At 38.9% G+C, this 12,711-nt stretch carries 10 protein-coding genes; 8 read left to right on the top strand and 2 right to left on the bottom strand.

Features of this window, described 5'->3' with window-relative positions; all coding sequences use genetic code 11:
- Positions 1-2: 2 nt before the first annotated feature.
- Positions 3-959 carry an ABC transporter permease gene (locus tag QM469_RS01855; RefSeq protein WP_414275952.1) on the top strand — a complete coding sequence of 319 codons (957 nt, stop codon included), beginning with the start codon at positions 3-5 and terminating at the stop codon, positions 957-959.
- A 42-nt stretch (positions 960-1,001) separates the two neighbouring features.
- Here the strand turns inward: QM469_RS01855 and QM469_RS01850 are convergent, their stop codons facing one another.
- Both QM469_RS01850 and plsY read right to left on the bottom strand, forming a co-directional pair.
- Positions 1,002-2,258 carry an ISL3 family transposase gene (locus QM469_RS01850; protein ID WP_414275951.1) on the bottom strand — a complete coding sequence of 419 codons (1,257 nt, stop codon included), beginning with the start codon at positions 2,256-2,258 and terminating at the stop codon, positions 1,002-1,004.
- 153 nt (positions 2,259-2,411) lie between these two features.
- Entirely contained in the window at positions 2,412-3,053 is a 642-nt protein-coding gene (plsY, locus tag QM469_RS01845; RefSeq protein WP_414275949.1) for a glycerol-3-phosphate 1-O-acyltransferase PlsY, read from the bottom strand.
- A 215-nt stretch (positions 3,054-3,268) separates the two neighbouring features.
- Here plsY and QM469_RS01840 point away from each other — a divergent pair, with 215 nt between their 5' ends.
- The 7 genes from QM469_RS01840 to parC all read left to right on the top strand — a co-directional run bounded on the left by QM469_RS01840 (position 3,269) and on the right by parC (position 12,614).
- Complete coding sequence (locus QM469_RS01840; RefSeq protein WP_153224835.1) at positions 3,269-3,910, top strand: amino acid ABC transporter permease; 642 nt, start codon at positions 3,269-3,271, stop codon at positions 3,908-3,910.
- A 10-nt stretch (positions 3,911-3,920) separates the two neighbouring features.
- Positions 3,921-4,550, top strand: coding sequence for an amino acid ABC transporter ATP-binding protein (locus QM469_RS01835; protein WP_075231944.1), 630 nt, complete (start codon positions 3,921-3,923; stop codon positions 4,548-4,550).
- A gap of 9 nt (positions 4,551-4,559) precedes the next feature.
- On the top strand, positions 4,560-5,402 hold the full coding sequence (locus QM469_RS01830) for an amino acid ABC transporter substrate-binding protein (RefSeq protein WP_414275948.1): 843 nt from the start codon (positions 4,560-4,562) through the stop codon (positions 5,400-5,402).
- A gap of 147 nt (positions 5,403-5,549) precedes the next feature.
- Complete coding sequence (gene parE, locus QM469_RS01825) at positions 5,550-7,499, top strand: DNA topoisomerase IV subunit B (RefSeq protein ID WP_414275947.1); 1,950 nt, start codon at positions 5,550-5,552, stop codon at positions 7,497-7,499.
- Between the two features lie 12 nt (positions 7,500-7,511).
- On the top strand, positions 7,512-8,774 hold the full coding sequence (locus QM469_RS01820; protein WP_075231941.1) for a hypothetical protein: 1,263 nt from the start codon (positions 7,512-7,514) through the stop codon (positions 8,772-8,774).
- 325 nt (positions 8,775-9,099) lie between these two features.
- Entirely contained in the window at positions 9,100-9,918 is an 819-nt protein-coding gene (locus QM469_RS01815) for an aminoglycoside 6-adenylyltransferase (protein WP_075231940.1), read from the top strand.
- A gap of 218 nt (positions 9,919-10,136) precedes the next feature.
- Positions 10,137-12,614, top strand: coding sequence for a DNA topoisomerase IV subunit A (parC, locus tag QM469_RS01810; RefSeq protein WP_414308234.1), 2,478 nt, complete (start codon positions 10,137-10,139; stop codon positions 12,612-12,614).
- Positions 12,615-12,711 lie beyond the last annotated feature (97 nt).

The raw sequence follows: 12,711 nt of genomic DNA, 5'->3' as shown, positions 1-12,711 counted from the left end.
GGATGTCGATTACAACAATGTTAACCCTTATGGTTTCTTCAATGTTGATTTACTCAGCACCACTTATTTTCACAAGTATCGGAGGCGTTTTCTCTGAACGTGGTGGAGTTGTTAACGTTGGTCTTGAAGGAATCATGGTCATGGGTGCCTTTTCTGGAGTTGTTTTTAATCTTGAATTTGCTCAAGATTTAGGAGCAGCGACTCCTTGGTTGGCTCTTCTAGTTGGTGGATTAGTCGGAGCTATCTTTTCACTGATTCATGCAGTAGCTACAGTTCATTTTCGTGCTGACCATGTTGTCAGTGGTACCGTACTTAACTTGATGGCTCCAGCCTTGGCAGTCTTCTTGGTGAAGGTGCTTTATAACAAGGGACAAACGGATAACTTAACGCAAACTTTTGGACGTTTTGATTTCCCTCTTTTGGCTAATATCCCAGTTATCGGAGATATCTTCTTCAAGTCAACAAGTTTACTTGGTTACCTAGCAATTGCCTTCTCATTCTTAGCATGGTTTGTCCTCTTTAAAACTCGCTTTGGGCTTCGCCTCCGTTCAGTTGGTGAACATCCACAAGCAGCAGATACTTTGGGGATAAATGTCTACAAGATGAGATATCTTGGAGTTGTGATTTCAGGTTTCCTTGGAGGAATCGGTGGAGCTATCTACGCTCAGTCAATTTCCGTTAACTTCTCAGTTACAACCATCGTTGGACCTGGATTTATCGCACTTGCTGCTATGATCTTCGGTAAATGGAATCCTGTTGGTGCTATGCTTTCAAGTCTCTTCTTTGGACTATCACAAAGTTTAGCAGTTATCGGTTCTCAACTTCCTTTCTTGCAAGGAGTCCCAGCCGTTTACTTGCAAATTGCACCATATCTCTTGACCATTGTCGTACTAGCAGCCTTCTTTGGTAAAGCTGTTGCACCGAAGGCAGATGGTATCAACTATATCAAATCTAAATAAACAAAAAAGGCTCATTGTCAACTGTAGTGGGTTGAATAAAAACTAACATCTGGAGAGGACAATTGATGTCCTCTTCATTTTTATATTCAGAGCGATGAAAATTCGTTTCTTAAAGTTGTCAAAGTTCCGAAATCCAAATGCATTTCGCTTGATAAGTTTGATGAGATTATTAGTCGCTTCTAATTTGGCGTTAGAATAGGGAAGTTGAAGGGCGTTGACGATTTTCTCTTTGTCCTTTAGAAAGGTTTTAAAGACAGTCTGAAAAAGAGGATGAATCTGCTTTAGATTGTCCTCGATGAGTCCGAAAAATTTCTCAGGCTCTTTATTCTGAAAGTGGAAAAGCAAGAGCTGATAGAGATCATAGTGGTGTTTCAAGTCTTCTGAATAGCTCAAAAGCTTATCTAGAATCTCTTTATTGGTTAAGTGCATGCGAAAAGTAGGGCGATAAAAACGTTTATCGCTGAGTTTCCGACTATCTTGTTGGATGAGCTTCCAGTAGCGCTTGATAGCCTTGTATTCATGGGATTTTCGATGAAACTGATTCATTATTTGGACACGAACACGACTCATAGCACGGCTAAGATGTTGCACAATGTGAAAGCGATCAAGAACGATTTTAGCGTTTGGAAAAAGCTGTTTAGCCAAGTCATAGTAGGGACTAAACATGTCCATAGTAATAATTTTCACCTGACATCGAACGACTCTATCGTAGCGAAGAAAGTGATTTCGGATGATAGCCTGTGTTCTACCTTCAAGAACAGTGATGATATTGAGCCTTTCAAAATCTTGCGCAATAAAGCTCATCTTTCCCTTGGTGAAGGCGTACTCATCCCAAGACATAATCTCAGGAAGACGCGAAAAATCATGCTCAAAACGGAAGTCATTGAGCTTACGAATGACAGTTGAAGTTGAGATGGAAAGTTGATGGGCAATATCGGTCATAGAAGTCTTTTCAATCAACTTTTGAGCAATCTTTTGGTTGATGATACGAGGGATTTGGTGATTCTTCTTGATGAGAGAAGTCTCAGCGACAGCCATTTTTGAGCACTGATAGCACTTAAAACGCCGTTTTTTCAGAAGGATTCTAGTAGGCATACCAGTCGTTTCGAGGTAAGGGATCTTAGACGGTTTTTGAAAGTCATATTTCTTCATTTTATTTCCACAATCAGGACAAGATGGAGCATCATAATCCAGTTTAGCTATAATTTCCTTGTGTGTATCTCTATTAACAACATCCACAAATTGGATATTAGGGTCTTTAATGTCTAGTAATGTTGTGATAAAATGTAATTGTTCCATATGAATCTTTCTAATGATGGTTTGGTCGCTTTTCATTATAGATCTTATGGGACTTTTTTTCTACAACAAAATAGGCTCTATAATATCTATAGGGGATTTACCCACTACAAATATTATAGAGCCACAAAAAAGCGTCGGTTTGAAACTGACGCTTTATTTTTTAGGTTTTTGATGGGTAAGATTTAGTCCCCAAGGAACAAGATTTTCTGTTTTATTACGAATACGATTGATGTTATCCTTGTGGCGAATGATAATTAGACTTGCGAGGGCTAGGATAATCACTACAAATAATAAATCGTAACTTGGCAGTAGGAAACTGATAAGTGGAAAGAGAATAACCCCAAGTACAGCAGCAAGGGCAGCAGTAACACTAGAGAGAGAAATCATACTTCCTAGATAAAGAGTTCCAAAGAAGACAACTGCTAGATAGAGGCAAAATAGAGGAGCAAATCCGAAAATGACTCCAGCACTGGTTGCGACAGCCTTACCTCCCTTAAATCCTGCAAAAATTGGGAAAGTATGTCCGATTACGGCTAAGAGACCAAAAATGAGAGGAGAGATTCCTTGTACATGGAAGATAAGGGGAAGCAGGGTTGCGATGGTTCCTTTGAAAAAATCAATCACGAAGGTTGCCGTACCCGCTTTCTTACCTAAAATACGGAAGGTATTGGTTGTTCCAGTATTGCCAGAACCATGTTCTCTTAGATTGATGTTAAAGAATATTTGTCCAATCCACAAGCCTGAAGGAATTGAACCCAATAAATAAGCTAAAATTAATAATACTATTGTCATCATGCTTCTATTATATCATGAAATAGGAGAGAAACGGAAAGGAATCTCTTCTCAAATTGTGACATCTGATTCTTTATGTAAGTAGAAAATTTTTCTCATGAACACTATTGTTCGGAAATCAAGGTTAAAGTTTTAAAAATTCATGAAAGTTTCTGAAATTCTTTGATTTTGTGTTTATTTATGCTATAATGAGAACAATTATTTTTAGGAGGTGGAATATGTCTTACTTATTTGAGATATTACCAAGTTTATTGAGCGGTGCGACAATGACCTTACAAGTTTTTGCACTGGTCTTACTTTTTTCAATCCCTTTAGGCATTTTGGTTGCTTTTTGCTTACAGGTGCATTGGAAACCCCTCCATTACATGATTGACATCTATATCTGGGTGATGCGTGGAACACCCTTACTCCTACAGTTGATTTTTATCTACTATGTTCTCCCAAGTATCGGAATTCGACTAGATCGTGTGCCAGCAGCAATTATTGCCTTCACGCTTAATTATGCGGCCTACTTTGCAGAAATATTCCGTGGAGGGATTGCAACCATTCCTCAAGGGCAATATGAGGCAGCTAAGGTTTTGAAATTCAAACCTATCGATACCGTCCGCTATATTATCTTGCCACAAGTGACCAAGATTGTTTTGCCAAGTGTATTTAACGAAGTTATGAGTCTGGTTAAGGATACTTCACTGGTCTATGCGCTCGGTATTTCTGATCTGATTCTAGCTAGTCGTACTGCAGCCAATCGTGATGCCAGCTTGATTCCAATGTTTCTAGCAGGAGCTATCTATCTTCTCATGATTGGTATTGTTACGATTATAGCTAAGAAACTTGAGAAGAAGTTCAGCTACTATAGATAGGAGGTTATCCATGTTAGAGTTAAGAAATATCAGCAAAAAATTTGGAAAAAAAGAAATTTTATCCAATTTCAGTTTAACAATTCCTGAAAAGCAGATTTTGGCCATCGTTGGACCTTCTGGTGGTGGGAAGACAACCTTGCTTAGAATGTTAGCTGGACTTGAAACCATTGATTCAGGTGAGATTTTTTATAATGGAGAATCCCTACCTTTGGATGAACTTGAAAAGCGTCACTTATTAGGTTTTGTTTTTCAAGATTTTCAGCTTTTTCCTCACTTATCCGTTATGGAGAACTTGATTTTGTCACCCATCAAAACTATGGGGCTGTCTGAAGCAGATGCCAAGAAGAAGGCAACCGACTTACTCGCTCGTCTGGGGCTCGAAGCTCACGCAGATGCTTATCCATACTCATTATCTGGTGGTCAAAAGCAACGTGTTGCCTTAGCACGCGCTATGATGATAGATCCTGAAGTGATTGGTTATGACGAACCAACTTCAGCCCTTGACCCAGAGTTGCGTCTCGAGGTTGAAAAACTGATTCTACAAAATCGGGAACTAGGCATGACTCAGATTGTCGTGACTCACGACCTCCAGTTTGCAGAGAATATCGCTGACCAGATTCTCAAAGTAGAGCCTAAGTAGGAGGTGTCTATGAATCGAAAGAAAATCAGCCTTGTTTTGGTATTCTTTCTTGCTTTTTTCCTGGTAGGATGCACGCAAAAAGCTAGCAATCCTAAAGTAGATAATTGGGAAAAATACCAACAACAAGGAAGCATTACTATTGGATTTGACAATACCTTTGTTCCTATGGGCTTTGAAGAAAAGAATGGGCAATATGTTGGATTTGATATTGATTTAGCCCAAGCCGTTTCTGAGAAACTGGGGTTCAAGGTACAGTTTCAACCAATTGATTGGGATATGAAGGAAACAGAACTTCAAAACGGCACTATTGATGCTATCTGGAATGGATATTCAGCAACAGATGAACGCCGTGAAAAGGTTGCTTTTACAATTCCTTATATGGAGAATCAGCAGGTTCTAGTCTCAAAAAAATCGCAAAATATCCAGTCAGTTTCGGATATGAAAGATAAGATTTTGGGGGCCCAAGCAGGTTCTTCTGGTTATCTAGATTTTGAAGCTCAACCTGACCTGTTGAAAAATATCGTAAAAGATCAAAAAGCAAACCAGTATCAGAGTTTTAATGAAGCCTTGATTGACTTGCAAAATGATCGGATTGATGCTCTTTTAATTGACCGTGTTTATGCCAATTATTATCTTAAAACGGAAGGGATATTAGACCAGTATGAGATTTTCTCAGCCGGTTTTGAGAGTGAGTCTTTTGCAGTCGGAGTAAGACCAGCGGATAAGACCTTATTAGCCAATTTGAATAAGGCTTTTGTGGAATTGTATCAAGAAGGAAAATTCCAAGAAATCAGCCAGAAATGGTTTGGTGAAGATATAGCAACAAGCCAAGTTAAAGGAAAAGAAAACTGAGACTCGTGTCTTGGTTTCTTTTTTTAGGGTGAGAATGAGTGATTTTTTACTAAAAAGGACTTGTGAATAGTCTTATTAACTTGAAAATTTTGCAAAATCCTTAGAAAACCTGTAAAATAGAAAAGATGAACAAATAGGAGGTTCCTTGTGTCAAAAAAGGAAATCAATATTAACAATTATAATGATGACGCCATTCAGGTGCTAGAAGGGTTGGATGCGGTCCGTAAACGTCCAGGGATGTATATTGGATCGACTGACGGTGCTGGTCTCCATCACCTTGTTTGGGAAATTGTCGATAATGCGGTTGATGAAGCTCTGTCTGGATTTGGTGATCGTATTGATGTAACGATTAATAAAGATGGAAGTTTAACGGTTCAAGACCACGGACGTGGGATGCCGACTGGGATGCACGCTATGGGAATTCCAACGGTTGAGGTTATTTTTACCATTCTCCACGCTGGAGGAAAATTCGGTCAAGGTGGTTACAAGACTTCTGGTGGTCTCCACGGGGTTGGTTCTTCTGTTGTCAATGCCCTCTCTAGTTGGCTTGAAGTAGAAATTACGCGTGATGGTGCAGTCTACAAACAACGCTTTGAAAATGGTGGGAAGCCAGTAACAACTCTTGAAAAGGTTGGAACGGCACCAAAATCTAAGACAGGTACAAAAGTGACCTTCATGCCTGATGCTAGTATCTTTTCTATGACAGACTTCAAGTACAATACCATTTCAGAGCGTCTCAATGAGTCAGCCTTTCTCTTGAAGAATGTTACCTTGTCATTAACGGACAAACGAACAGATGAAGCCATTGAATTCCATTATGAGAATGGGGTACAGGACTTTGTTTCCTACCTCAATGAAGACAAGGAAACCTTGACGCCTGTCCTATACTTTGAAGGGGAAGACAATGGTTTCCAAGTAGAAGTAGCCCTCCAGTATAACGATGGATTTTCAGATAACATCTTGTCCTTTGTTAATAACGTTCGTACTAAAGACGGTGGAACGCATGAGACAGGACTTAAGTCAGCTATTACCAAGGTTATGAATGACTATGCACGTAAGACAGGTCTTCTCAAAGAAAAAGATAAAAATCTTGAAGGGTCAGATTACCGTGAAGGGTTGGCGGCAGTTCTTTCCATCCTTGTTCCTGAAGAACATTTGCAGTTTGAGGGACAGACCAAGGATAAACTAGGAAGTCCCCTTGCTCGTCCCGTTGTAGATGGGATTGTAGCTGATAAGTTGACCTTCTTCCTTATGGAAAATGGGGAGTTAGCTTCTAATCTGATTCGTAAAGCAATCAAGGCGCGTGATGCCCGTGAAGCAGCACGAAAAGCGCGTGATGAGAGCCGAAATGGTAAGAAAAATAAGAAAGACAAGGGCTTGCTTTCTGGGAAATTAACCCCAGCCCAGTCTAAAAATCCAGCTAAGAATGAACTTTACCTAGTCGAAGGAGATTCTGCCGGTGGTTCTGCTAAGCAAGGCCGTGACCGTAAGTTCCAAGCTATCTTGCCTCTTCGTGGTAAGGTTATCAATACAGCCAAGGCTAAGATGGCAGATATCCTCAAAAATGAAGAAATCAATACCATGATTTATACCATCGGTGCAGGTGTTGGAGCAGACTTTTCTCTTGAAGATGCTAACTATGATAAGATCATTATCATGACCGATGCGGACACCGATGGTGCCCACATTCAAACCCTCCTCTTAACCTTCTTTTATCGCTATATGCGTCCACTAGTCGAGGCAGGACATGTCTATATCGCCCTTCCGCCTCTTTACAAGATGTCCAAAGGTAAAGGCAAGAAGGAAGAAGTGGCTTATGCTTGGACAGACGGAGAACTGGAAGAACTCCGTAAGCAGTTTGGTAAAGGCGCTACACTTCAACGCTATAAAGGTCTTGGTGAGATGAATGCGGACCAACTCTGGGAAACAACCATGAACCCAGAAACTCGTACCCTCATCCGTGTTACGATTGAAGACCTAGCACGCGCAGAACGTCGCGTCAATGTCCTCATGGGTGACAAGGTCGAACCACGCCGTAAGTGGATTGAGGATAATGTCAAGTTTACGCTGGAAGAGAGTGGGGAGATGGTGTTTTAGGGAGAAAAATATATGGATAAACAAAAATTGATATCTTTTTTCTTTGATTTTACTGGAATGGATTTGGACAAGCTTTTAGAGGGGCTGGGAATAGATGAAAAACTTGAACGCCGAAAAATTCAAAATGTAGTAAATGATTTTGAAAAATATATATTCGAGAGACATGGCGAAAATCCGAGTTATGATGGTATATCCAAAGTCTGGAAGGAAAATCAAGTTTTTGAAGAGCTTATAAAAATTCGGTATACATTGAATAGTGAATATAAGGGTTATGAAGAATTTAAAAATCATCTCAAAACAATGATTGGTAGCCAAGACTTTGATATTGTTCTGTTTTTTGAATTGATGGATGAATTGAACAAACTCTTGATTGAAGAAGTTAAAAAAGCGTCTAATTTTACAATAGCTGACATTGCTACTATGAATCATCTGATAGAAGCTAATCAAGTTGTGAATTCTAACTCTCAAAATAAAGAAGTAAGTGGAGGAGGAGAAAATCAAAATTTTGATAATAAACAAGTAGAAGTTAATTCTAAAGATAAACCAATCCCCCATTTAGCTTCCTCAATTTTCTTTGATAATAGATTTTATGAATCTTTTCCAGATTGTGATAATAAGAACTTTAAAGTATATAATGACCAAAAAGTAATAATTGATCGTTTAACAAATTTCTTTGAAGATTTCAATTATTTAGAAGTTTCACCTATCCGGAAGGTCAGAGGATCCTCTTATGAAGATATATCCAGATTACAATTTGAAGACGGAAAAATACTTATGAGAATAGCTAATTCAACGTTATCTTATGAACTAAAAATCAACAGATTGGTGGCTTTTAATTCTCCAGGGTATTGGAATAAGTTTATTATGATTGAGGTTGATGGAGATGTTCCGGCAAAGATAAGAGGGGATGCAGATGATTGCGAATCGAATAGTATTGCTAAAGACTACGCTTATTCTGATGGTGATTATTATTCTATAACAAGTTATAATACTAAAAGATTTACTGAAAACGGTATGCTACAAACAATCGATGGAGAATTAAATGTAAGAACAAGATTTTTGAAGAAGCATAATTTTTTCATAGTGCCACGCTTTCACCCATTAGCTTGTGACCAAGATTGTTATTATAAAGCAGAAGAAAGTCTTGATGAGTTGCTTTCGTGTTGTGATGAAATGGCGGAACTGATTTTCTTAAAAGTTTCTAATTTATTGAAAACAACGAAAAGAACCTATAATGACTCCAGGGAAGATAGATATGTATATTGTTATAGATAATGTCGTATAATGCGTAATCTTCTTCATGTGATTTTATTGTTCCTAATTTTTCTCATGTTTTTAATGACTAACAAGTTATTGTATCGAGAGAAAATACTTCTTTATGATTACTAACTTAGTAAATCAACTAATTGTTAGTGATTATTTAATATTTAGATCGGTTTATAGTACAAGGTGAAAAATTTTAATAGCTAGGTGAAAAAAGTTATAAAGCTCATATCAAAAATAGGTTTAGAATTTGATAATGAAAGAATCTAGTAGATAGCCTACTTTATAGACATGTTTTTTACAACACTCAAAAAATAATAACTAATAAGGTATTAAAATGAGAACAGAAACAGAAATGCTTGACCTGATTTTACAAATAGCTAAAAAGTTACAGGTTGATGCTGTGGCTCTGTCTGGCTCAAGAACAGAGGATCAAGCTCCAAAAGATGAATTTCAAGACTATGATATTGTCTATATTGTAGAGAATCTGGACGAGTTGATTTCAGATTTATCTTGGATAGACCAGTTTGGTACGTGTAACATTGAGCAACATAATATCCTAGGTAACCGTCGTCTCTACCTCATGCTCTTTGAAGATGGTAACCGTATTGATTTGACTCTATGTCCTAAAGTGCATATCAAGGAGTGGGTAGAAAGCGAAGCGGATTTCACGGTGCTAGAGGACACTAAGGGCTTGTTTGCGCCATATTCTTCAAATCCTCAGCGTTACTGGACAAGTCCAGCTACTGAGAAGGATTTTAAAAAAGCCTGCAATGAATTTTGGTGGGTTTCTGCCTATGTAGTCAAGGGCATTTGTCGCAATCAAGTCATTTATGCAACGGATCATCTCTACAATATTTGCCAGCAAGAACTCTTGAAAATCTTAGCTTGGCAGGTAGCAAGTGATAGAGGAGTAGTCGACATCGGTAAGAACTACAAGTACCTCTTTAACTACTTGCCTGCTGAGAAGGAGAAGGAATTCTCTGCTCTTCTTGATTTCTCAAGTTTAGATAAAATCACTCAGTCTTTATTAGCAACCATGGAATTTTTCCACCAAGAAGCTCAATATCTTGCTAACAAGATGGGCTTTGAATACGATAGGGAAGTAGCTGAGAAGATGATTAAGTATGCTGAGGAAAAACTTCTAAATCACTAAGAAAATAAAGAACATAATTCATAACTTTAAACTACAGAAAGGATAGTTTAGTTATATAAAGTAACTGAAATTCTTTTCTATAAAATCTACTCTACATTCTTTGAAAGGAGTTGAACACGCCCTAAATGCTGTGTGAAAAAGATAAATTCTCTTGAGAGCGTCGCTCGCTTTAAGAATTTCCTATTTTCACTTTGCATTTTACGGGCTTTGTATCCTATATGAGTAACATTCAAAACATGTCCCTGGAGGACATCATGGGAGAGCGCTTTGGTCGCTACTCCAAATACATCATTCAAGACCGGGCTTTGCCAGATATTCGTGATGGATTGAAGCCGGTTCAACGTCGTATTCTTTATTCAATGAATAAAGATGGTAATACCTTTGACAAGAGCTACCGTAAGTCGGCTAAGTCTGTCGGGAACATCATGGGTAATTTCCACCCACACGGGGATTCTTCTATCTATGATGCCATGGTCCGTATGTCTCAGGATTGGAAAAACCGTGAGATTCTGGTTGAAATGCACGGGAATAACGGTTCCATGGACGGAGATCCACCTGCGGCTATGCGTTATACTGAGGCACGTTTGTCTGAGATTGCAGGATATCTCCTTCAAGATATCGAGAAAAAGACAGTTCCCTTTGCTTGGAACTTTGACGATACCGAGAAAGAGCCAACTGTCTTACCAGCAGCCTTTCCAAACCTTTTAGTCAATGGTTCAACTGGGATTTCAGCTGGTTATGCCACAGATATTCCGCCGCATAATTTGGCTGAGGTCATTGATGCTACGGTTTATATGATTGACCATCCGACTGCCAAGGTTGATAAGTTGATGGAATTCTTGCCTGGGCCGGATTTCCCTACAGGTGCGATTATCCAAGGCCGTGATGAAATCAAAAAGGCCTATGAAACTGGTAAAGGGCGCGTGGTTGTTCGTTCCAAAACGGAAATTGAGAAGCTTAAAGGTGGTAAGGAACAAATCGTTATCACTGAGATTCCCTATGAGATTAATAAGGCTAACTTAGTCAAGAAAATCGATGAAGTTCGTGTCAATAACAAGGTGGCAGGTATCGCTGAGGTTCGTGATGAGTCTGACCGTGATGGTCTTCGCATCGCTATTGAACTTAAGAAAGATGCGAATACCGAGCTTGTTCTTAACTATCTTTTCAAGTATACTGACCTACAAATCAACTACAATTTCAATATGGTTGCGATTGACAATTTCACCCCTCGTCAGGTTGGGATTGTACCAATCTTGTCTAGCTATATTGCCCACCGTCGTGAAGTGATTTTGGCGCGTTCTCGCTTTGACAAGGAAAAGGCTGAAAAACGTCTCCATATCGTGGAAGGTTTGATTCGTGTCATCTCTATCCTGGATGAAGTTATTGCCCTTATCCGTGCTTCTGAGAACAAGGCTGACGCTAAGGAAAACCTCAAGGTCAGCTATGATTTTACAGAAGAACAGGCTGAGGCCATTGTTACCTTGCAATTGTATCGTTTGACCAAGACAGACGTTGTTGTCTTGCAAGAAGAAGAAGCAGAACTCCGTGAAAAGATTGCCATGCTTGCAGCTATCATCGGTGATGAACGAACTATGTACAATCTCATGAAAAAAGAGCTTCGTGAGGTCAAGAAGAAATTTGCGACACCTCGATTGAGTACTTTAGAAGATACAGCTAAAGTCATTGAGATTGATACAGCAAGTCTGATTGCTGAAGAAGATACTTATGTCAGCGTGACTAGGGCAGGTTATATCAAGCGTACTAGCCCTCGTTCCTTTGCAGCTTCAACCTTAGAAGAAATTGGTAAACGGGATGATGACCGATTGCTATTCGTTCAAAATGTGAAAACTACCCAGCATCTTTTAATCTTTACAACGCTTGGGAATGTCATTTATCGACCAGTCCATGAGTTGGCAGATATTCGTTGGAAGGATATCGGAGAGCATTTGAGCCAGTCTATTACAAACTTTGAAACCAATGAAGAAGTGCTCTATGTAGAAGTTGTGGATCAATTTGATGATGCGACAACTTATTTTGCAGCAACACGACTTGGACAAATCAAACGGGTAGAACGCAAAGAATTCTCTCCATGGAGAACCTATCGTTCTAAATCTGTCAAGTACGCTAAGTTGAAAAATGATACTGACCAGATTGTAGCAGTAGCTCCGATTAAATTGGATGATGTTCTGTTGATCAGTCGAAACGGTTATGCCCTCCGCTTTAACATCGAAGAAGTGCCAGTTATTGGTGCCAAAGCTGCAGGTGTCAAAGCCATGAACTTGAAAGCAGATGATGTGATACAAGCAGCCTTTATCTGCAATACTTCATCTTTCTATCTTTTGACGCAACGTGGAAGCTTGAAACGTGTTTCAACAGAGGAAATTCCAGCAACCAGTCGTGCCAATCGTGGCCTTCAAGTCTTGAGAGAATTAAAGAGTAAACCCCATCGCGTATTCTTGGCTGGAGCGGTCTCAGAACAAGGATTTGTTGGAGATCTCTTTAGTACAGAAGTAGAAGATGGAGAACAAACACTTGTGATTCAATCAAATAATGGAACGATTTACGAATCAATCCTACAAGATTTGAATCTATCAGAACGTACAAGCAATGGAAGCTTTATCTCAGATAGCATTTCTGATGAAGAAGTTTTTGATGCTTATCTCAAAGAAATCTTTAAAGAAGACAAAGAAAATTAAAAATCGGTCCTAGTGACTGATTTTTTATAAGTAAAATTTTCAGAAAATTACAAATAATACTTGAATTTTTAGGAGAATAGTGTAGAATAGAACACAG

The organism is Streptococcus infantis, assembly GCF_047464215.1.
GTDB lineage: Bacteria > Bacillota > Bacilli > Lactobacillales > Streptococcaceae > Streptococcus > Streptococcus infantis_P.
Note: the sequence above shows the minus strand (reverse complement) of the source record. Positions and strands in the feature narration are given on the sequence as shown.

Bases quoted from the DNA above. Each gene is read 5' to 3' on its own strand.
- QM469_RS01855 (WP_414275952.1), top strand. From the start codon at position 3: ATGTCGATTACAACAATGTTAACCCTTATGGTTTCTTCAATGTTGATT.
- QM469_RS01850 (WP_414275951.1), bottom strand. From the start codon at position 2,258: ATGGAACAATTACATTTTATCACAACATTACTAGACATTAAAGACCCT.
- plsY (WP_414275949.1), bottom strand. From the start codon at position 3,053: ATGATGACAATAGTATTATTAATTTTAGCTTATTTATTGGGTTCAATT.
- QM469_RS01840 (WP_153224835.1), top strand. From the start codon at position 3,269: ATGTCTTACTTATTTGAGATATTACCAAGTTTATTGAGCGGTGCGACA.
- QM469_RS01835 (WP_075231944.1), top strand. From the start codon at position 3,921: ATGTTAGAGTTAAGAAATATCAGCAAAAAATTTGGAAAAAAAGAAATT.
- QM469_RS01830 (WP_414275948.1), top strand. From the start codon at position 4,560: ATGAATCGAAAGAAAATCAGCCTTGTTTTGGTATTCTTTCTTGCTTTT.
- QM469_RS01820 (WP_075231941.1), top strand. From the start codon at position 7,512: ATGGATAAACAAAAATTGATATCTTTTTTCTTTGATTTTACTGGAATG.
- QM469_RS01815 (WP_075231940.1), top strand. From the start codon at position 9,100: ATGAGAACAGAAACAGAAATGCTTGACCTGATTTTACAAATAGCTAAA.
- parC (WP_414308234.1), top strand. From the start codon at position 10,137: ATGAGTAACATTCAAAACATGTCCCTGGAGGACATCATGGGAGAGCGC.